This window comes from Inquilinus sp. YAF38 (assembly GCF_052113205.1).
Taxonomy (GTDB): Bacteria; Pseudomonadota; Alphaproteobacteria; order DSM-16000; family Inquilinaceae; genus Inquilinus.
In genome coordinates this window covers 1-19,660 of sequence record NZ_JBFRCU010000078.1, presented here as the reverse complement: position 1 = coordinate 19,660, position 19,660 = coordinate 1, and the positions used below count along the sequence as shown (strand labels likewise).

The 19,660-nt window shown below is 69.6% G+C and carries 14 protein-coding genes, 1 tRNA gene and 2 pseudogenes; 9 read left to right on the top strand and 8 right to left on the bottom strand.

Features of this window, described 5'->3' with window-relative positions; all coding sequences use genetic code 11:
• The first annotated feature begins 42 nt into the window (after positions 1-42).
• Together AB4Z01_RS27270 and AB4Z01_RS27265 are read left to right on the top strand one after the other, a co-directional pair.
• Complete coding sequence (locus tag AB4Z01_RS27270) at positions 43-1,107, top strand: succinylglutamate desuccinylase/aspartoacylase family protein (protein WP_441699055.1); 1,065 nt, start codon at positions 43-45, stop codon at positions 1,105-1,107.
• 170 nt (positions 1,108-1,277) lie between these two features.
• On the top strand, positions 1,278-2,474 hold the full coding sequence (locus AB4Z01_RS27265) for a mandelate racemase/muconate lactonizing enzyme family protein (protein ID WP_441699053.1): 1,197 nt from the start codon (positions 1,278-1,280) through the stop codon (positions 2,472-2,474).
• Here AB4Z01_RS27265 and AB4Z01_RS27260 read toward each other — a convergent pair.
• Positions 2,475-2,570, bottom strand: a pseudogene (locus AB4Z01_RS27260) (phosphoenolpyruvate hydrolase family protein); the annotation flags it as partial.
• 287 nt (positions 2,571-2,857) lie between these two features.
• On the opposite strand from AB4Z01_RS27260, the gene AB4Z01_RS27255 reads away from it, so the two are divergent.
• On the top strand, positions 2,858-3,265 hold the full coding sequence (locus AB4Z01_RS27255) for a GFA family protein (protein WP_441699052.1): 408 nt from the start codon (positions 2,858-2,860) through the stop codon (positions 3,263-3,265).
• A 4-nt stretch (positions 3,266-3,269) separates the two neighbouring features.
• On the opposite strand, the gene AB4Z01_RS27250 is transcribed toward AB4Z01_RS27255, so the two are convergent.
• The gene (locus AB4Z01_RS27250) at positions 3,270-3,485 is read right to left on the bottom strand and encodes a hypothetical protein (protein ID WP_441699050.1); all 216 of its coding nucleotides are present in this window, start codon (positions 3,483-3,485) and stop codon (positions 3,270-3,272) included.
• Positions 3,486-3,645: 160 nt separating this feature from the next.
• Between AB4Z01_RS27250 and AB4Z01_RS27245 the strand changes: the two genes are divergently transcribed.
• The gene (locus AB4Z01_RS27245; protein WP_441699049.1) at positions 3,646-4,416 is read left to right on the top strand and encodes an SDR family oxidoreductase; all 771 of its coding nucleotides are present in this window, start codon (positions 3,646-3,648) and stop codon (positions 4,414-4,416) included.
• Positions 4,417-4,535: 119 nt separating this feature from the next.
• Here the strand turns inward: AB4Z01_RS27245 and AB4Z01_RS27240 are convergent, their stop codons facing one another.
• Positions 4,536-5,177, bottom strand: a complete 642-nt coding sequence (locus AB4Z01_RS27240) for a TetR/AcrR family transcriptional regulator (RefSeq protein WP_441699081.1) — start codon at positions 5,175-5,177, stop codon at positions 4,536-4,538.
• Between the two features lie 84 nt (positions 5,178-5,261).
• Here AB4Z01_RS27240 and AB4Z01_RS27235 point away from each other — a divergent pair, with 84 nt between their 5' ends.
• The 5 genes from AB4Z01_RS27235 (at position 5,262) to AB4Z01_RS27215 (ending at position 14,543) form a co-directional block, all read left to right on the top strand.
• On the top strand, positions 5,262-6,437 hold the full coding sequence (locus tag AB4Z01_RS27235) for an HlyD family secretion protein (protein ID WP_441699048.1): 1,176 nt from the start codon (positions 5,262-5,264) through the stop codon (positions 6,435-6,437).
• Positions 6,434-7,927, top strand: a complete 1,494-nt coding sequence (locus AB4Z01_RS27230) for an MFS transporter (protein ID WP_441699047.1) — start codon at positions 6,434-6,436, stop codon at positions 7,925-7,927. The genes AB4Z01_RS27235 and AB4Z01_RS27230 overlap by 4 nt, the downstream gene beginning before the upstream one ends.
• 7 nt (positions 7,928-7,934) lie before the next feature.
• Positions 7,935-9,077 carry an aldo/keto reductase gene (locus AB4Z01_RS27225; protein WP_441699046.1) on the top strand — a complete coding sequence of 381 codons (1,143 nt, stop codon included), beginning with the start codon at positions 7,935-7,937 and terminating at the stop codon, positions 9,075-9,077.
• Positions 9,078-9,119: 42 nt separating this feature from the next.
• Complete coding sequence (locus AB4Z01_RS27220; protein ID WP_441699044.1) at positions 9,120-10,880, top strand: MOSC domain-containing protein; 1,761 nt, start codon at positions 9,120-9,122, stop codon at positions 10,878-10,880.
• A 486-nt stretch (positions 10,881-11,366) separates the two neighbouring features.
• Positions 11,367-14,543 carry a beta strand repeat-containing protein gene (locus AB4Z01_RS27215; RefSeq protein ID WP_441699043.1) on the top strand — a complete coding sequence of 1,059 codons (3,177 nt, stop codon included), beginning with the start codon at positions 11,367-11,369 and terminating at the stop codon, positions 14,541-14,543.
• A gap of 138 nt (positions 14,544-14,681) precedes the next feature.
• Here the strand turns inward: AB4Z01_RS27215 and AB4Z01_RS27210 are convergent, their stop codons facing one another.
• From AB4Z01_RS27210 to selA, 5 genes and pseudogenes are all read right to left on the bottom strand, one after another.
• The gene (locus AB4Z01_RS27210) at positions 14,682-15,518 is read right to left on the bottom strand and encodes an endo alpha-1,4 polygalactosaminidase (RefSeq protein WP_441699042.1); all 837 of its coding nucleotides are present in this window, start codon (positions 15,516-15,518) and stop codon (positions 14,682-14,684) included.
• A gap of 129 nt (positions 15,519-15,647) precedes the next feature.
• Positions 15,648-15,743: transfer RNA gene (locus AB4Z01_RS27205), tRNA-Sec, on the bottom strand.
• Between the two features lie 117 nt (positions 15,744-15,860).
• Positions 15,861-17,645, bottom strand: a pseudogene (gene selB, locus AB4Z01_RS27200) (selenocysteine-specific translation elongation factor); the annotation flags it as partial.
• A 44-nt stretch (positions 17,646-17,689) separates the two neighbouring features.
• Positions 17,690-18,487, bottom strand: coding sequence for a tetratricopeptide repeat protein (locus AB4Z01_RS27195; RefSeq protein WP_441699040.1), 798 nt, complete (start codon positions 18,485-18,487; stop codon positions 17,690-17,692).
• Positions 18,474-19,660 (bottom strand): L-seryl-tRNA(Sec) selenium transferase (selA, locus tag AB4Z01_RS27190; protein WP_441699038.1); only part of this gene is annotated, 1,187 nt, incomplete at its 5' end. The genes AB4Z01_RS27195 and selA, both read right to left, overlap by 14 nt.

Below are 19,660 nucleotides of genomic sequence, written 5' to 3'. Positions count from 1 at the left end.
GTGTTTCATCAGCAGCGGCGACAGGCGCAGGGAGGCATCGCGGTGGAAAGCATTGAGACCGTGGCGGTGGGATCGAGCAGGGCCGGGCCGGCCGTGCGGCGCAGCACGGCCTTCACCGATATCGACTTCGACAAGCCGGGCCGGCAGGTCGGCTTCTTCCACATCCCGCAATCGCCGGACGACGACGCCTGGGGCACGGTGCGCATCCCGCTCGCGGTGATCGCCAACGGCACCGGGCCGACCGTGATCCTCGAGGGCGGCAACCACGGCGACGAATATGAGGGGCCGATCACCCTCGGCGAGATCATCCGCGACCTCGACCCCGGCACGATCCAGGGCCGGCTGATCCTGATCCCGGCGATCAACCTGCCGGCGGTGGTGGCCGGCAAGCGGACCTCGCCGGTCGACGGGCTGAATTTCAACCGCACCTTCCCGGGCGACCCGGCCGGCACCATCACCCGGCAGATCTCGGCCTATGTTCAGGGTGTGCTGCTGCCGCGCGGCGACGCGTTCCTCGACCTCCATTCCGGCGGCTCGTCGCTCGACATCCTGCCCAGCGCGATCGTCGAGCCGGCGGCCGACCCGGCGCATCAGCGGCGCAACATCGACGCGGTGCTGGCCTTCGACGCGCCGATCACCGTCGTGGTCGACAATCTGGGCGAGCCGCGCACCGCCACCGCTGCCGCCGTCGCCGCCGGGCTGACCGTGGTCGGCACCGAGATGGCGGGGGCGGGCACCGTGTCGCTCGACGCGCTCGACATCTGCCGCCGCGGCGTGCGCAGCGTGCTGGCCCATCTCGGCGTGCTGGACTCGTCCTTCGCCGCGCCGCGCCGCCCGGACCCCAGGGTCTACGAGGTGGCGGGCGCCGCCTCCTACGTCCTTGCCGGCGATGACGGGGTGTTCGAGCCGTACCACCGCAACGGCGCGGAGGTGCGGGCCGGGCAGCCGGCCGGGCGCATCCATTTCCTGCATGATCCCGGACGGGCGCCGGCCGAGTTGCGCACCGGCGCCGACGGCATCGTCTATGCCCGCCGCCAGCCGGGCCGGGTGCGGCCCGGCAATTGCTGCCTCGTCGTCGCCTCGCCCTATCGCGGGAGCCTCGGATGATCGGCTTTGGCGACATCCAGGGGGCACGCCCGGCAATGACAGGAACAACAAGCGGGCCGTGCTTCAGCCTCTTCACCGGTTGCCCTGCGCTGCCGTCATCGGCGCATTGACACCGGGTCGGGCCCCGGGCCCAGATGCTGCTCGGCGGCGGCAGCAACTGGGCGACGACCATGAAGATCAGCAGGATCGAGACCATCCGGGTCAAGCAGCACCCTCAACTCTGCTGGGTGCAGGTCCATGGCGATGACGGGCTGGTCGGGCTGGGGGAGACCTTCTTCGGCGCGGCCGCGGTCGAGGCTTATCTGCACGAGACCGCGGCGCCGCTGCTGCTGGGCCGGGACGCGCTGGCAATCGACCGGATCTCGCAGGCGCTGATCCCCTATGTCGGCTTCGCCTCGACCGGCGTCGAGATGCGCGGCAACTCGGCCGTCGACATCGCCCTGTGGGACCTGTTCGGCAAGGCCACCGGCCAGCCGATCGCCCAACTGCTCGGCGGCTTCACACGTAATGAGATTCGCACCTACAACACCTGCGCCGGCACCGCCTACATGAAGGAGGGCGGCCAGACCGTCGCCAATTACGGGCTGGACAAGGACCCCACCCGCTACGCCGACCTCGACGCCTTCCTGACCCGCGCCGACGACCTCGCCGAGGATCTGCTCGGCGAGGGCATCACGGCGATGAAGATCTGGCCCTTCGACATGGCGGCGGAGAAGACTGGCGGCCAGTACATCAGCGCCGAGGACCTCAATTCCGCGCTGCAGCCCTTCGAGAAGATCCGCAGGCGGGTCGGCGACAAGATCGACATCATGGTCGAGTTCCACTCGATGTGGCAGCTGCTGCCGGCGATGCAGATCGCCCGCGCGCTCGCGCCCTACAACACCTTCTGGCACGAAGACCCGATCCGGATGGATTCGCTGGGCGACCTCAAGCGCTACAGCGAGGCGTCGATCGCGCCGGTCTGCGCCTCGGAGACCCTGGCGACGCGCTGGCGCTTCCGCGACCTGCTGCAGACCGATGCGGCCGGCATCGTCATGCTCGACCTGTCCTGGTGCGGCGGCATCTCCGAAGCCAGGAAGATCGCCGCCATGGCCGAGGCCTGGCGTCTGCCGGTGGCGCCGCATGACTGCACCGGGCCGGTGGTGCTGGCAGCGTCGACCCATCTGTCGCTGAACGCGACCAACACGCTGGTGCAGGAGAGCGTCCGCGCCTTCTACCGCACTTGGTACCGCGACCTGGTGACCGCGGTGCCAGAGGTGACCAACGGCATGATCACCGTGCCGCCGGGGCCGGGACTGGGCCTGGAGCTCAGCCCCGATCTCGACCGCCGCTTCACCGTCACCCGGCGCGTCAGTGAAGTGGAGTAGCTAGAACGTCACCTGCTTGAAGGCGCGGGTCTGGGCGGTGAGGGCCTGTTCGGTGGGAAGGCGTTCCATCGAGCTGGCGCCGTAGAAGCCGTGGCGGCGCGCTGCGTCGGCGACGAGCCGTTACAGGCCATCATCGCCTTCTCCTCCGGCGACCGGCGGGCGGACATGCGTGAAGAAGACGGGGTGGCCTGATCCAGCGGTTCTTGAGTTCCACTCTTCGGCCCTTTTTTGTCATGGCGAGGCGCGCTGCGCCGTCATCCAGAGATCGAGTCACTGGATGGCCACGCCCCCAACGCGGTTCGCCGGTCCTGACCGGGCCGGAACTGGCGGTCAGGCCCCCGCATTGTCACCGGAAGTGCGAACCGCGTGGGAAAGGATCCCGGATGGAGCCGATCACAGGCGGCTGTCTCTGCGGCCGGGTGCGGTACGAGGCATCGGCCCGGCCGCGGGTCCACTACTGCCATTGCACGATGTGCCGGCGCGCCACCGGCAGCGCCTTCGCGGTGCTGGCCTGGATTCCGGAAAACAGCCTTCGCTGGGTCGGGGAGGGGCGCCCGCGGGAGCGCCGCTCCTCACCGATCGCGCGGCGCAGCTTCTGCGACCGTTGCGGCACCCCGATCAGCCTGAGCTATGACGGGCGCGACGAGGTGGCGCTGCATGCCGGCACGCTTGACCGGGCCGACGCCTTTGCGCCGGGTTACCACTACGGCGTGGAAAGCCGGCTCCCCTGGGCCGATTGCGGCGTCGTGCTGCCGGCCGGTCCGACGGAGGAGCGCTGGGGCGGCGCCTGACCGGTCAGGTCAGGGCCAGGATCAGCAGGATCATGACGACGGCGAGCAGCCCGACCAGGATCGGCAGCGTCCAGCGCGAGCCGCCCTCCTGCTCCGGCCCGCGCGCCAGGCTGATGTCCTGCGCCCGCTCGATGACCCGTTGGCCCTCGGGCTCCTCGCCGGGCGGCAGTCCGGGGGAATCCGGCCTGTAGCGGCCCGGCACTTCTTGGTCCGAAACCATCTCCGCCTCCTCGGCGGCCATTGCGTCGAAAAAGCAATGGCCGCCGGCGCCCCTGGGTTCCCGGCGGCAACTGGCGCCGTGGCATGACGGGCCAATCGTTCAGGCCGCTGGTATAAGAAGGCGTTGCAGGTGAGTCTCGAGACGGGGAAGGAAACCGGGAATGCCGGGAAGGCTGGAAGGGCGCGTCGCCATCGTGATCGGGGCGGCGCGGGGCATCGGCGCGGCGATCGCCGAACGCTTCGCGGCGGACGGCGCGCGGGTGGTGATCGGCGACACCGATCCCGAGGCCGGAGCGGCGACGGCGGCGCGGCTGGGCGCCCGCTTCGTCGCCACCGATATCAGCCAGCGGGCGGATGCCGATGCCATCGTGGCGGCGGCGGTCGACGGTTTCGGCCGGCTCGACATCCTGGTGCAGAACGCCGCGATCTACCCCTGGACCCTGATCGAAGACATCGAGCCGGAGGAATGGGACCGGGTGATGGCGGTCAACCTGCGCGGCACCTACCTCGCCGCCCGGGCGGCGCTGCCGGCGATGCGGGCGGGGGGAGGGGGGCGGATGATCTTCACCTCCTCGATCACCGGCCCGCGCGTCACCAGCCCGGGCCATGGCCACTATGCCGCGACCAAGGCCGGCATCAACGGCTTCCTCAAGTCGGCGGCGCTGGAGTTCTCCGGCTACGGCATCACCGTCAACGGGGTCGAGCCCGGCAACATCCTGACCGAGGGCATGCAGCAGCACCGCAGCGCCGAGTTCATCGCCATGATGGAGCGGGCGGTGCCGCTGGGCCGGCTCGGCACGCCGCAGGACGTCGCGGCGGCGGTGGCCTTTCTGGCCTCGGACGACGCCGCCTACATCACCGGCACCACCATCATCGTCGATGGCGGCCAGACCCTGCCGGAAGGCCACGATTTCCGGCTGAAGCCGCGATAGGGCAGGGGGCCGGCGGGCATCGCCAGTACCCGCGGTGGCATCGACCGCAAAGCGCTCCACGCGTCCCACGCTTCGGATGAAGGCGGTGTTGCCATTCGCCGCATGATGAGGGTGCGCGGTCAGCCCTGGCGGCTGGGGCCTCCGCAGATCACGTTCACGGCCATGCGTGCCATGTCTCTTAGCTCGGCGCGCGGGACGCCGGCGCGGGCGCGGATCGCGATGGTGTGCAGCATGGCGGATGCGAGCACCGCGAGCGCCGCGGGATCGGCATCCGATGCCAGCTCGCCCCGCTTCCGGGCCAATCGGAAACGCGCCTCGAAATCAGCGTCGAGCGCTCGGATCCCCTGGATGAGAGATCTCCGGATCTCGGCGTCTTCGACCGCCTCGGTGGTCGCAGTTCCGACCGCGAAGCATCCGAGCGGCAGGCCGTCGCCCGAGAAATAAAGCGACAGCTGTCCGTCGAAGGCGCGCAGCAGCGCCTCTTCCAGTGCCTGGTCACCATCCGCAAGCGCCTCCCGCATCGCGGTGAAAGCCAGGCTCCAATAACGGTCCAGTGCCTTGAGATAGAGCGTGTGCTTGTCGCTGAACGCCGCGTAGAGGCTGGGCCGGTTCATGCCGGTCGCATCGCAGATATCCGTGAGCGACGTGCCTGAGTACCCGCTCTGCCAGAACCTTTCCAATGCGCGCTGCAGGGCTGCCTGCGGGTCGTAGTCGCGCGGCCGGCCGCGGCCCTTCGGCTCTCCGGCGTTTTTTAATACCATGTTGTACAAAATTCCTTGACGGGAGGTTTCTCGTACCAATATTTGTACACATCGATACAAAATTCAATGGCCAAGAGGCCCGTCATGCAGTCCCTGTCCGTGCCATCCGGCGGCGCGTTGATGTCCGGCATCGCAATCGACGACGGCAATGCCCGGCAGCTTGCCGGAGCCGAGGCCGAGCCGAACCCGGCGCCGAGGAGGTCGGTGCGGGACCGCCTCCGCCGCCCGCTGCTGTTCGCCTTTCCGCTCGTGCTGGCGGCGGTCGGCGGGGCGTACTACCTGTCCGAAGAGCCTTACGTCTCCACCGACAATGCCTCGATCCGCGCGGCGAAGGAATCGATCAACGCCCGGGTCGCCGGCCAGGTGATCGAGGTCGCCGTGGCCGACAATCAGCGCGTCAAGCGGGGCCAACTGCTGTTCCGGATCGATCCGGCGCCGTACCGGATCGCGGTCGACCAGGCCGAGGCGCAGTTGGGCAGCGCGCGCCTTCAGATCGAGGCGCTCAAGGCCACCTACCGCCAGCAACTGGCCGATCTCCAGTCGGCGAAGGATTCCGCGGATTTTGCCGAGCGCGAGTTCGGCCGCAAGAAGGCGCTCGTCGCCTCCGACTGGACGCCGCGCGCGGCCTATGACCGGGCCGACACGGATCTCAAGGTCGCTCGCCAGCACATCGCGGCGATCGAACAGCAGGTCGCCAACACCGTGGCGGCGCTGGACGGCGATCCGGCGATCGGGATCGATCGCCATCCATCGGTCCGCGCCGCCCAGGCCCAGCTCGACCGCGCCCGGCTCGACCTGTCCTATGCGGCGGTGACGGCGCCCGACGACGGCATCGTGACCCGGGTCGACGACCTCCAGGTCGGCGACTTCGTCAGTCCCGGGGCCGATGTGTTCTCGCTGCTGTCGAGCCGGCAGGTCTGGGTCGAGGCGAATTTCCGCGAAACCGGCCTGACCCACATGCGCCCGGGGCAGGAGGCGACCATCGCCGTCGATGCCTATCCGGATCGCACTTTCCAGGCCCACATCGTCAGCATGAGCCCGGGCACCGGGTCGGATTTCTCGGTCCTGCCGCCCGAAAACGCGACCGGCAACTGGGTCAAGGTCGTCCAGCGCCTGCCGGTGCGTCTCGATCTCGACGAGACCGATCCCAGCCAGCCGCTGTTCTCGGGCATCAGCGCCACCGTGCGGGTCGACACCGGCTATCGCCGCAGCTGGCGCCATGCGCTGCTGGCCATGTTCGCGTCGGGGGCGGGGAAATGAGCGCCGCATTCGCATCGAACCCGTCAGCCGATGACCGCCGCACCATCACCGTTGCGGCACTGATGGCGACCTACATGCAGGCGGTGAACATCTCGCTGCCCAACGCGGCCCTGCTTCATATCCAAGGCACGCTGTCGATGGCCGATGACGAGGTCGGCTGGGTGTTCTCCTGGTACATCGCGGCCAGCCTCGTCACCATGCCGATGGCGCGCTGGCTCGCCGCCCGCTACGGCCGGAAGGCAGTCTACCAGCTCTCGGTCGGCCTCTTCGGCCTGGGCCTCGTGCTCGCGACCCTGTCGACGACGACGATGCAGTTCCTGGCCGCGCGCATCATCCAGGGTGCCGCCAGCGGACCGCTCGCGCCGCTGTCGCTGGCGATCCTGCTCGACATGCTGCCGTCGCGGCGGCACGCCCGCATCAGCCTGGTGTGGACCGTGGCCCTGGTGCTGGGCATCGTCAGCGGACCCAGCATCGGCGGCTGGCTTAGCGAATACTGCACGTGGCAGTCGATCTTCACGCTCAGCCTGCCGATGGCGGGGTTCATCCTCCTGGCCATGGCGCTCTCGCTGCCGGAAAAGCGGGCCGAGCCGCAGCCTTTCGACGTCTTCGGCCTGGCGACGCTCTCGCTCGGCCTGGTCGGGCTGCAGCTGCTGCTCGATCGCGGCGAGCGCGTGGAGTGGTTCGCCTCGGCCGAGAGCTGGGTGGAGGCGTCGGCCGCGGTGCTGGGCTTCTATCTCTATCTCGTGCACGTCCTGACCCGGAAGGTTCACTTCCTCGGCAAGGCGTTGTTCCGGGATCGCAACTTCGTCCTCTCCACGATCATGGTCTTCGCCTTGGGCTTCGTCCTGCTGCCGACCATGGCCCTGACGTCGCCGATGCTGGACGAGCTGCTCGGCTATCCGGCCGAGACCACCGGCCTCATGGCAATCCCGCGCAGCATCGCGCTCGTGGCGGCGCTGGTCCTGACCATGCGCATCCCGGCACGCATCGACAATCGGCTGCCCGTGATCGCCGGAACCGCCCTCGTGATCTACGCGAACTGGCGGATGCTGGGCTATTCCCCGGCAATGGACTGGCGGCCCGTCATCATTGCCGGCGTGCTGCAGGGCACCGGCCTGGGCATCCTGATGCCGGCGCTGACCAGGGCGGCGTTCAGCACGCTCGATCCGGCGCTGCGCCCGGAAGGCACCGTGCTGTTCAACCTGTCGCGCCTTTATGGCAGCACGATCGGCATCGCCCTGGTGCAGACCTTCTTCTACGGGAACACCCAGGCCATGCACCTGGCGCTGGCGAAGAACCTCAGGCCCGGCCGAGCCCCCGTCCATGTCATGGATGCGACCGCCGGCCCGGCCCTCGCCGCGCTCAACCACATGGTGACCGGCCAGGCGGCATTCGTCGGGATCATCGGCCAATTCGGGCTCATGATGATCGCGATGCTGATCGTGGCCCCGCTCGCCCTGTTGCTCCGCAAGCCACGCCCCGCCGGCTGACGTCCGCATGAATCCGCTGCGGGCGATACCATTGTCTACTGTCGCCCGGGCAAGGGTAATGCGACATCTGTTGTCGGTCGGCCTTGCCTCGCTCCACGCCATCTTTGCCGGTTCGCCGGCTCACTCGCATCGCTTCTTCGCGAGCCGTGCCTCGCTCGGCTGGCGCTGCACGATCTGCCCCATCGAACCCGATCCTGGGAGAATGAGCATGGCACCCCCCGATACGCTTCGCGACACGAGGATACCTCTGGCCCACGGATCCGGCGCGATGCCGGCCGCCGGGTTCGGCACGCTGATCCCCGATCCCGTCGCCACCGGACAGGCGGTCGCGACCGCGCTGGAGGCGGGGTTCCGCCATTTCGATTGTGCGGAGCGCTACCGTAACGAGGAGGCGATCGGCGAGGCGTTCCAGGCCGCCTTCCGGGCTGGAACGGTCCGGCGCGACGATGTCTTCGTCACCACCAAGCTGTGGAACACCAATCACCGGCCGGAGCGGGTCAAGCCCGCCTTCGACGCCAGCCGCCGGCGACTGCGGGTCGACACTGTCGACTGCTACATCATCCACACCCCCTTCGCCTTTCGTCCCGGCGACGAGCAGGACCCGAGGGACGGGCAGGGCCAGGTCATCTATGATCCCGGGGTGACGCTGGCCGAAACCTGGCAAGCGCTCGAGCGCCTGGTGGACGACGGTCACTGCAGGTCGATCGGCCTGTCGGACATCACTCTGGAGACGCTACGCGAGATCGTTGCGGTCGCCCGGATCAAGCCCGCCGCGGTGCAGGTCGAATCCCATCCCTACCTCCCCGAATGGGACCTGCTCGACTTCTGCCGGGAGCACGGGATCGTCCTGCTCGCGTTTGCACCCTTGGGACACGGCTTGGACCCAAAGGTGCTGGATGACCCGGTGATCACGGCGATCGCCCGGCGCGTCGGGAAGACGCCCGCTCAGGTCGCCCTGGCCTGGGCCGTGCAGCGCGGGACCGCCTTCCTGACGACCTCGACCAACCCGGACAGGATTCGGCAGAATCTCGACATCTCGCCCCTGCCGGAAGAAGCGATGGCGGAGATCCGGGACGGGATAAGAACAAGCGTCCGGTTCAACACCGTGGTGAAGACCGGCGTGCCCGGCTTCATTCCCCGGGTCGGGTGAACCGATGGATGGATGAACCGAGAGGGGCACAGGAGAGGCGCGATGGCGCAGCTGCGATCGCTCAACGTGGGGCTGCCGCGTGATGTCGAATGGCGCGGACGGACGGTCCGCACCGCCGTCTGGAAAACGCCGGTTCCAGGCCGGCGGATGGTCCGGCGCCTCAACATCGACGGGGACGGCCAGGGCGATCTGGCGGGACATGGCGGCGAGAATCGGGCCGTCTATGTCTACCAGCTCGAGTCCTACCACTACTGGCAGCAATGGCTCGGCCGCGGCGATTTCGGCCATGGGCAGTTCGGCGAGAATTTCACCATCGACGGGCTCGCCGATGACCAGGTGTGCATCGGCGACCGGTTTCGCATCGGCGGGGCGGTCCTGGAGGTGACGCAGCCGCGCGTCACCTGCTATCGGCTCGGACTCCGCATGGACGAGCCGCAGATGCCGGCCCTGCTCGTCGCGCATGGCAGGCCCGGTTTCTACTGCCGCGTCATCGAGGAGGGCGAGGTCGGAGCCGGCGACGAGATCGTGCAGGTCGCGGCGGATCCCGAGCGCCTGACCGTCGCCGCGGCCAGCGCGCTCCTGTACAAGCCCGGCCATCCCAGAGGCGAGCTCGAGCGCGCATTGCGCATCCCGTCGCTGAGCGCGGGCTGGCGCGGCTCCTTCCAGGCGCTGCTGGAGCAGGCCGAAGGCGGCGCCCCGGCCGGCAATCCGGGGCTGGCTCCCGCATCCGGGCCGCCGCCGGCATGGCCGGGCTTCCGGTCGCTGCGGGTGTCGCGCAAGGACCGCGAAAGCAGCCATGTGATATCGCTGACGCTCGAGCCCGCCGACGGCAAGCCCCTGGCGCCGGCGCTGCCGGGGCAGTTCGTCGTGCTCCGGCTCCAGCCGGCGCCCGGCGCACCGGCTCTCCTGCGAAGCTATTCCTTGTCGGGTGCGCCGAGCGACTCGTGCTACCGCGTGAGCATCAAGCGGGAGATGCACGGTGCCGCCGGGTCTTTCGTCGAGAGCGAAGTCCAGGTCGGAGATCTCCTCGATGCAAGCGCGCCGCGCGGAAGCTTCACATTGGCCGGGGGCGAAGGTCCCGTCGTTCTGCTGAGCGCGGGGATCGGCGTCACTCCGGTCCTGGCCATGCTCCACACCCTGGCCGCCGCGGCATCGCCGAGAGAGGTCTGGTGGGTCCATGGCGCCCGGGACGGCGGGGATCATCCCTTTGCCGAAGAGGCGCGGCGGCTCCTTGCCGGCCTTCCCCGCAGCCACAGCCATATCCGGTACAGCGCGCCGCGGCCCGGCGACAGGCCGGCTGTCGATTTCGATGCTCCCGGCCGGCTGGGGGTCAGCGTGCTCCAGGATCTGGGCGTGCCGCGCGACGCCGACTATCATCTCTGCGGACCGACCGCCTTCCTCGGCGATCTCACCACCGGCCTCCGGGCCTGGGGCGTGGCGGCAGGCCGGATTCACAGCGAGCTTTTCGGATCGGGCCGATCTTTCACGCCGGGCGTTGCCGCAGCCCCACGGAGGCTCCCGCATCAGCCGGACGGCCCCGAAGGCGCGGGCCCTCTGGTGTCTTTCGCGCGTAGCAACATCAATGTCCGGTGGAGTTCGGGAACCGGCAGCCTTCTCGACCTTGCCGAGGCTTGCGACATCCCGGTCAAGTGGTCCTGTCGCACCGGGGTCTGCCACACATGTGAGACAGGGCTCGTCAACGGTGCCGTCGGCTATCAGCCCGATCCGCTTGAGCCGCCTGCGGAGGGAAATATACTGATCTGCTGTTGTCGGCCGAAGGGCGACATCGTGATCGACCTGTGATCGGCGGGGCGATCGCTTCGTTCCGCCTGGACCGTCGACACTCCGGCCTCCCGGCGTCAGTGCAGAACACTGCGGCCGAAGATATCTTGGTTTTATTGTTAAGACGCGCAAAATTTTTCCCATATCAACTGAAAAATATCGCGATTTCACGGCATTGTATCCGTGAATGGCCGATTGACTCGTTCAGATCCTGTGATAGGAATCCTGTGTCTGTTTGTCCGAAATGAATCACTTCATAGAAACAATCTAACCGGCCTCACTGGCACATATCGATCTTGAGTGCATTACGGCTCTCGCAGTCAAGCGAGAGCGCGGGCTGCGCATGCGGCCAGCTGGGAGAGAATTTCCGGAGTGCCCGGTCGATCTCGGCGTCTTCATCTGTCGCCGAGGCAGCGCCCGGTTGTCTGGACTGTGGAGCGCGACAGTCTTCAATTGTGACCACTGTGCCGCGGATGCGGCGCCTCAATCGCGAGAAGGGGAGAGAAGATGGCCGTCATCAACGGGGATTCAGGCAATAACAATCTTATCGGCACCGATGCCGCCGATATGATCAACGGCGTCGCGGGCAACGACATCATCGACGGCGGGTGGGGCAACGACATCCTCAACGGCGGCGATGGCGACGATATTCTGAGCGGCGGCTGGGACTGGGACACCTTCAATGGCGGCGCCGGCATCGACACGGTGGACTATACCTTCTACCCCGGCGGGGTGATTGTGAATCTTGCCACTGGCCGGGGCAGCTTCGAAGGATATCCACCCGACCAGTATGAAGCGCTGTCGAGCATCGAGAACGTGCGCACGGGCGTCGGCAACGACACGATCATCGGTGACGGCGGCGCGAACGTCTTGGCGAGCGGCGCCGGCGCCGACACTGTCAGCGGCGGTGCCGGCAATGACATCCTTTACGGCGGCGACGATGACGACATCCTCAACGGCGGCGACGGCGACGATACTCTGAGCGGCGACTGGGGCTGGGATACCTTCAATGGCGGCGCCGGCACCGACACGGCGGACTACACCTACTACGGCGCCGCCGTGACCGTGAATCTGACCACCGGCCAGGGCACCTTCGCAGATTTCCCAGGCCGGTTCGAATCGCTGTCGAGCATCGAGAACGTGCGCACGGGCGCCGGCAACGACATCATCATCGGTGACGCCGGCGCGAATGTTCTGGAGGGCGGCGACGGCACCGATATCCTGAACGGCCGGGGTGGCGCGGACCAGCTCAATGGCGGGGCCGGGATCGACTGGGTGACCTATCTGGACGAGACCCAGGCCGCCGTGGTCAATCTCGCCACCGGGGCCACGTCCGGGTCGGCGGCCGGGGACACCTATATCAGCATCGAGAACCTAGGCGGCWCSAACTTCRACGACCAGCTCACGGGCGATGCAGGCGCGAATGCCCTTACGGGCTTTGCCGGCGAGGATGTTCTGAGCGGCGGCGCCGGCGCCGACGGGCTCGACGGCGGCGACGGCAACGATGTCCTGAATGGTGAGGCTGGCGCGGATGTCCTCAACGGCGGGGCCGGTGCCGACTGGGCGTCCTATCTGCTCGACACCACAGCAGCCGTGGCCAATCTGGCCACCGGCGCCACGGCCGGGGCCGCGGCCGGGGACACATATATCAGCATCGAGAATCTCGGCGGTTCGAACTTCGACGACCAGCTCACCGGCGATGCCGGCGCGAATACCTTCGCGGGCTTCGCCGGAAATGACCTGCTGAACGGCGGGGCCGGCAACGATGTGTTCGACGGCGGCGAAGGCGACGATATCCTGCAGGGTGGGGCCGGCGCGGACCAGCTCCTCGGCGGGGCCGGGTCCGACTGGGCGTCGTATGAGACCGACACCGAGGGGGCCGTCGTCGATCTGGCCACCGGGGCCACCTTCGGCGCGGCAGCCGGGGATACCTATTCCAGCATCGAGAACCTCGCCGGCTCCAGTTTCGACGACATGCTCACGGGCGATGCCGGCGCCAACACCCTCTCGGGCAATGCCGGAAATGACCTTCTGACCGGTGGCGGCGGCAGCGATACCTTGATGGGAGGGGCCGGTGCCGACACCCTCGACGGCGGCGACGACATCGACACGGTCGACTACCATCTCGAAACCGGCCCCGTCGGGGTCAATCTGACGACCAATCTCAATGGCGGCCAGGCTCAGACCGACACGCTGACCAACATCGAGAACGTCATCGGCAGCAGCTTCGACGACATCCTGACCGGCAATGCGGCGGTGAACACGCTGACCGGCGGCGACGGCAACGACACCCTCGAAGGGGCCGGGGGCGCGGACCGTCTGGTCGGCGGCAGCGGCACCGATGCGGTCACCTACAGCCTCAGCGACGCCGGCGTGATCGTCAATCTCGCGACCGGCGCGACCAGCGGCGGCCACGCCGTGGGCGACACCTTCGACAGCATCGAGAACCTGTTTGGTTCGGCCTGGAATGATACCTTGACCGGCGATGCCGGGGCGAACCTGATCCACGGCGCCCTCGGCAACGACTTCGTCGATGGCGGCGCCGGCAATGACACGCTCTTCGGCGGCGACACCGACGACACCCTGGTCGGTGGCGCCGGCGCGGACCGGCTCGACGGCGGCACCGGGATCGACTGGGCGTCCTATGCAGCGGAAACTGCCGGCGTCGGGGCCAACCTGGCCAGCGGGGCCGGGTCCGGTGCGGCGGCCGGGGACACCTATGTCAGCATCGAGAACCTCGCCGGGTCCAATTTCAACGATCAACTCACGGGCGATGCAGGCGCGAACATTCTCGCCGGCAACGGCGGGAACGACGAGCTCAACGGCGACGCCGGCGCCGATATCCTGCAGGGCGGCGCTGGTGACGATCTGCTCCGCGGCGGAGCCGGGGCCGATCAGCTGGACGGCGGCGCCGGCAGCGACACCGCCGGCTACTACGCCAGCACAGCCGGGGTGACGGTCGATCTGGCCGCCGGCACCGGGACGGGTGGCGACGCCCAGGGCGACACCTATGCCGGCATCGAGGACCTCGCCGGCAGCAACACGGGCGACGATGTGCTGTCCGGGGACGCCGGCGCGAACGTCCTGGCCGGCTGGGGCGGCAACGATCTGCTTCGCGGCGGGGCGGGTTCGGACCAGCTCAATGGCGGCGATGGCATCGACACCGTCAGCTACGACACCGGCACGGTCGCGGTGACGGTCAGCCTCGCGGCCGGCACCGGATCGGGCGGCGATGCCGTGGGCGACAGTTATGTCGGCATCGAGAACGTCACCGGCTCGACCGTTGACGACCAGATCATCGGCGACGCCGCGGCCAATGCGCTGAACGGCTGGGCCGGCCGGGACGTGCTGACGGGCGGGGCTGGGGCCGACCGTTTCGTCTTCTCAGACGTCACCCAAAGCGGCGTCGGGGCGGCGGCCGACCGGATCGCCGATTTCAGCCACGGCCAGGGCGACCGGGTAGACCTGTCGGGGATCGACGCCAACACCGGCATTGCCGGCGACCAAGCCTTTACCTTCATCGGCTCGGGCCTCTTCACCGGCGTCGCCGGCCAGCTGCGCGCCGCCAACACCAGCCCGGGAATCACCACCATCGCCGGCGACGTCAACGGCGATGGCGTCTCCGACTTCCACATCCAGCTCACCGGCAACCTGACCCTCGTCGCCGGCGACTTCGTGCTGTAGCGGCTGCCGGCCGGGGGGCCTGCTGGGCACTCCGGCCGTGTCGTCCAACCACGCGCCGGCCGCAGCCATACGCTGCAGTGTCTGCAACGGGCTGGGAAGCGGCCGGGTCCGCGTGGGGCCGAGCCTTTTGTCAGCCGGTCAGCACCATTTGTATTCGTACTTCGGCGACCCGGCCGGGACCACGTCGCGGTCGCGATAGATGATCGAGATCTTGCTGCCGCGCGCGGCGCAGGCGGCGTTGAAGAAGACGATCGGGTCGACCGGGTTGCCGTCGGCGTCCCGGTCGTTATCGTTGTATTCGATCTCGTAGACTTGGTTGCCGTAGATTTCGGTGAAGGTCTCGCACTCCGACCACACCTGGCATTCCTCGACGATCGCGAAGTCGAAGCCGATCTGCAACACGCCGATCGGCGCCAGCTCGCTGGCGTTCTTCTGCGCGATGGCGAGGTTGGCGGCATGGGCGCGCTGCACCAGCAGCTTGGCGAAGGCGGTGTTGTGGGCCTTGGTCAGCACGGCCTTCGAGCGGGTCCAGGAATCCAGGTTGTCCGGCTCCACGGCCTTGAAGCCGTCGGCCGCGCACCTGTCGATCCACGGCCCGATGATCGCCATCAACGCGGTGCGCTTCGCCGCCGTCGAGGTGTCCAGCAGGTATTCGTCCGGCCACTCCGGGTCGATCACATATCTGCCGTTCTTCTTGACCAGCAGGTTGGAATGGTTGGTGGTCCACCACACCGCGTCGTCCGGCTGGGTCTGGAAGGCGTTGACGTAGCAGATGCTGTACTTGCCCGGGGCGGGGGCCGCCAGCCGGTCGCGGTCGACGATGGCGACGCCGGACGCGGCGGCATAGGCGCCGCCGATCTGGTAGTCGAACTGACCGTTCGCGGTCGGGCGGGTGAAGGCGCTCGCAGAGGTGGCGGCAAGGACGCTCGCCGCGGCGACGGTGGCCGCCATCGTCCGGAACCACAATGCGTGCATGGGGGCGTGACCTCTCTGCCGTCTCCGCCTCGAGCCCGGTCGCTCCGGCGTTGTGTGGGCTGGGGGCGGGTGCCGCTAGGATGTCTATCCTGCCGCGCAGGGTCAACCGCTATGATCGGAGCGGACGAATGGCGGAAGAGAGTGGGAGTCGAACCCACCAAGGACCGGCTCGCGGCCCCTCCCGGATTTGAAGTCCGGACGCCCCACCGGGGACGATTCTCCTCCATCACCCTCGGACGGCGCCGCGCCGATCGAGGGACGAAACAGGTCCAGCCGATGCCGGTTCAGCCGGCGCAGATCGCCCCGCCGCAGCGTCACGCCGTGGCGGTCGAAGAACTCCAGGATCTGAATCGCGACCTTCCGGCCGCTATCCACCTGATCACGGAACTGCGCCGCAGTGAAGCCGGTCTCATGCGCCTCGCCCAGCGCCACCAGGATGCCGACGATCTCGGTGATGGTCGGGCGCAGGAAGAAGTGGTCATGCGCCACCTCGTCGACCCGGCCCATCCGCCCGGCGCGCTTCAGCAGGCGCCGGATCTCGGCCTCGTCGATACCGCTCTCGCCGGCGATGTCGCGCACCCGCGGCGGCCGGAACCTCGCAGCACCGCCGAGGCGTGGAGCGATGTCGGCCCACAGCGCCTCGTCGGCCTCGGTCAGATGTGCCTCATGGCCGGTCAGCCGGACCCAGGCGCCCTCCAGCGCCACCTGGCCGGCCCGCGCCAGCCCGCGCAGCAGGCCAGCGAAGGCCGGGGCGGGCAGGCGCGGCTGCGACTGCAGGCGCAGCCGTTCGAAGCCGATGCCGGGCAGGTCGGGGTTGTCGCGGTGGAAGCCGTCCAGCGTCTCCAGCAGCCCCCGGGTCAGCCGCGTCCAGTCCTCCGCGGTCATGGCCAGAAGCTGCTCGCCCGCCGCGATCCGGACCAGGCCGAGCCGTTCGGCCATCTCCTCCACCCGTTCGGTCCCCAGCGCCCGGTCGCGGCCGAAGCCGGCGAGGTCGACCAGCCGCGGCGGCACCGCCAGCAGCGCCGCCAGCGCCGCCTCCGGATCGTCCAGCGCCAGCGCCGCCAGCTGGGCCAGGCGTTCCGGCCCGCGCCGCTTCCGCGCCGGCGCCCGCAGGTCGACCAGCCGGCCGCCGCCGATGGTGCGCTGGGCCGAGGTGTCGCGGACGACGTAGCGGTCGCCGGCCGCCGCGGCGGCCGGCCGGTCCAGCACCAACTGGACGAAGGCCTCGCCGCCCGGCGGGATCGGGTCGTCGCCCAGCAGCACGATCCGCGCCCCGGTCTCGGCCGCCGCGGTGTGGAAGCGCACCGGGAACCACTGGCCGATCGGCTTGCGCTCGCCCGGCAGCACCCGCAGCGTCGCGTCGATGCGCTCGGTCGGGGCGTGCAAAGCGGGGTCGAGCACCACGTCGCCCCGGGCGAAGGCCTCGCGCGTCACCCGCTCGCCCGCCAGGTTCAGGGCGCAGCGCTCGCCGGCGCGGCCGCGCTCGGCCGGGCGGTTCTGGGCATGGATCGACCGCACCCGCACCGGCAGGCCGGACGTGCTGGCCACCAGCTGGTCGCCGACCGCGACCGATCCCGACAGCACCGTGCCGGTGACCACGGTGCCGGCGCCGTGCAGGGTGAAGGACCGGTCGACCGCCAGCCGGAACCGGCCCGACGCCTCACGGCCGGCGAACTCTGCGGCTTCCAGCGCCAACCTTTCGCGCAGCTCTCCGATGCCCTCGCCGGTGACAGCCGAGACCGGCAGGATGTCGGTATTGGCCATCGTGGTTCCGGCCAAAGCCGCGTGGATCTCCGTCGCCACCGCCGCGCGCCGGTCGGGGTCGGCCAAATCGGCCTTGGTCAGGGCGACCACGCCGCGGGAGATGCCGAGCAGGTCGATGATCGCCAGATGCTCGCGCGTCTGCGGCATCACCCCGTCATCGGCGGCCACCACCAGCAGCGCGAAGTCGATGCCCGAGGCGCCGGCCAGCATGGTGTGCACCAGCCGCTCATGGCCAGGCACGTCGATGAACCCCAGCACCTCGCCCCCCGGGATCGGCTGATAGGCGAAGCCGAGGTCGATGGTGATGCCGCGGGCCTTCTCCTCCTTCAGCCGATCGGTGTCGACGCCGGTCAGCGCCCGCACCAGCGCGGTCTTGCCGTGGTCGATATGGCCGGCGGTGCCGATGATCACGGCATCGCCTCCGGCACGGGCCGGCGGGCCAGGGCCTCCGCCTTGGCGATCCCGGCGGGGTCGAGCGCGGCCCGCGCCGGCCCGAGGAACCGGCCGGCCAGCGCGCTGCCGCCGGCGGTGCCGCGCAGCAGCCACGCCAGCGCCTGGACCGGATCCTTGGGCACGCCGGTTCCCAGGTGATAGGCCGCGCCGAGCATGGCCTGCGCATCGGGCTCGCCGCGATCGGCGGCCTTGCGCCACCATCGCACCGCCTCGGCCGGGTCGCGGGCCACGCCCAGCGCGTTGTGATGCAGCATGCCCAGCCGGGTCATGGCCGCCGCCACGCCCTGCTCGGCGGCACGCTGTGCCCACAGCCGCGCCTCGGCCGGGTCGAACAGAGCGCCGTCCTCCGCCAGCATCCAGCTCAGCATGTCCTGCGCCGCGGCGTCGCCCTGCTCGGCGGCGGCGCGGTACAGCGCGGCGGCCCGGCCGTCGTCCCGCGCCACGCCCTCACCGCGGAAATGCAGCGTCGCCAGGTTGCGCTGGCCGATCGGATCGCCGGCCTCCGCCGCCAGCCCGAGCCAGCGCACGGCGAGGACGAGGTCGCGCTCGACGCCCAGCCCCTCGGCGAAGCAGGCGCCGACATTGCTCTGCGCCCGGGCCACGCCCTCACGGGCGAGCGGCCCCCAGATCGCCAGTGCCGCCGCATGGTCGCCGCCGCGCGCCGCGGCCGAGGCGGCGGCCAGCTGCTCGTCGATGGTGGGCGAGGGGGGCTCGGGCGTCCGGCCGGCCCGAAGCCGGTCAAGCCAGCTCATCGCTCCCTCCAGGCGCGAGCGCGGCGAGGGAGGCCAGGAATCCGGCCTCGTCCTCCAGGCAGCGCAAATCCAGCAGCAGCGTGCCGTCGGCGATGCGCCCGACCACCGGCACCGGCAGCCCGCGCAGGGCGGCGGCCAGGGCGTTCAGCGCCCGGCCGCTGTCCCCCGACGGAGCCAGCGCCAGGGCGGCGCTCGGCAGCGTCTCCAGCGGCAGGGCGCCGGAGCCGATCTGGCTGGCGCAGGCCCGGACCTCGACACCGGCGCGGCCGGCCAGCGCCTGCTCCACCACAGGCAGGATCCGGCGGGCCTGGGCCTCGATCTCGTCGGCCTTGCGGGCCAGCAGGCGCAGTGTCGGCAGGCGTTCGGCCAGCCGGGCCGGGTCGCGGTACAGCCGCAGCGTCGCCTCCAGCGCCGCCAGCCGGACCTTGTCGACCCGCAGCGCCCGTTTCATCGGGTTGCGGTTGATCGCGGCGACCAGGTCGGCACGGCCGACGATGAAGCCCGCCTGCGGCCCGCCCAACAGCTTGTCGCCGGAGAAGGTGACGAGGTCGGCGCCCTCGGCCACCGCCTCGCGCACCGTCGGCTCATGCGCCAAGCCAATCGCCGTCAGGTCGGCGAGGGTGCCGGAGCCGAGATCGTGCACCAGCGGGATGCCGTGCTTACGCGCCAGCGGCGCCAGCTCCCGCGCGCTCACCTCGGCGGTGAAGCCGGCGATGCGATAGTTCGAGGTGTGGACCTTCAGGATCAGCCCGGACTCCGGCCCCAGCGCCGCTGCATAGTCCTTCGGATGGGTCCGGTTGGTGGTGCCGATCTCGCGCAGCACCGTGCCGGCCCGCGCCATGATGTCCGGCATGCGGAAGGCGCCGCCGATCTCGATCAGCTCGCCGCGCGAGATGATCGACTGGCGCCCCTGGCCCAGCGTGTTCAGCACCAGCAGCACCGCCGCCGCGTTGTTGTTGACGACCGTGGCGTCCTCGGCCCCGGTCAGCTCGCGCAGCAGGTCCCGCAGATGGTCGTCGCGCTCGCCGCGCTGGCCGGTGGCCAGGTCGAACTCCAGCGAGACCGGGCTGCGCATAGCCTCGACCGCCGCCGCCACCGCCGCCTCGGCCAGCAGGGCGCGGCCGAGATTGGTGTGCAGCACCGTGCCGGTCAGGTTGAACACAGGTTGAACAC

Bases quoted from the DNA above. Each gene is read 5' to 3' on its own strand.
- AB4Z01_RS27240 (WP_441699081.1), bottom strand. From the start codon at position 5,177: ATGGTATTAAAAAACGCCGGAGAGCCGAAGGGCCGCGGCCGGCCGCGC.
- AB4Z01_RS27245 (WP_441699049.1), top strand. From the start codon at position 3,646: ATGCCGGGAAGGCTGGAAGGGCGCGTCGCCATCGTGATCGGGGCGGCG.
- AB4Z01_RS27255 (WP_441699052.1), top strand. From the start codon at position 2,858: ATGGAGCCGATCACAGGCGGCTGTCTCTGCGGCCGGGTGCGGTACGAG.
- AB4Z01_RS27265 (WP_441699053.1), top strand. From the start codon at position 1,278: ATGAAGATCAGCAGGATCGAGACCATCCGGGTCAAGCAGCACCCTCAA.
- AB4Z01_RS27250 (WP_441699050.1), bottom strand. From the start codon at position 3,485: ATGGTTTCGGACCAAGAAGTGCCGGGCCGCTACAGGCCGGATTCCCCC.
- AB4Z01_RS27220 (WP_441699044.1), top strand. From the start codon at position 9,120: ATGGCGCAGCTGCGATCGCTCAACGTGGGGCTGCCGCGTGATGTCGAA.
- AB4Z01_RS27235 (WP_441699048.1), top strand. From the start codon at position 5,262: ATGCAGTCCCTGTCCGTGCCATCCGGCGGCGCGTTGATGTCCGGCATC.
- AB4Z01_RS27225 (WP_441699046.1), top strand. From the start codon at position 7,935: ATGAATCCGCTGCGGGCGATACCATTGTCTACTGTCGCCCGGGCAAGG.
- AB4Z01_RS27195 (WP_441699040.1), bottom strand. From the start codon at position 18,487: ATGAGCTGGCTTGACCGGCTTCGGGCCGGCCGGACGCCCGAGCCCCCC.
- AB4Z01_RS27210 (WP_441699042.1), bottom strand. From the start codon at position 15,518: ATGCACGCATTGTGGTTCCGGACGATGGCGGCCACCGTCGCCGCGGCG.
- AB4Z01_RS27230 (WP_441699047.1), top strand. From the start codon at position 6,434: ATGAGCGCCGCATTCGCATCGAACCCGTCAGCCGATGACCGCCGCACC.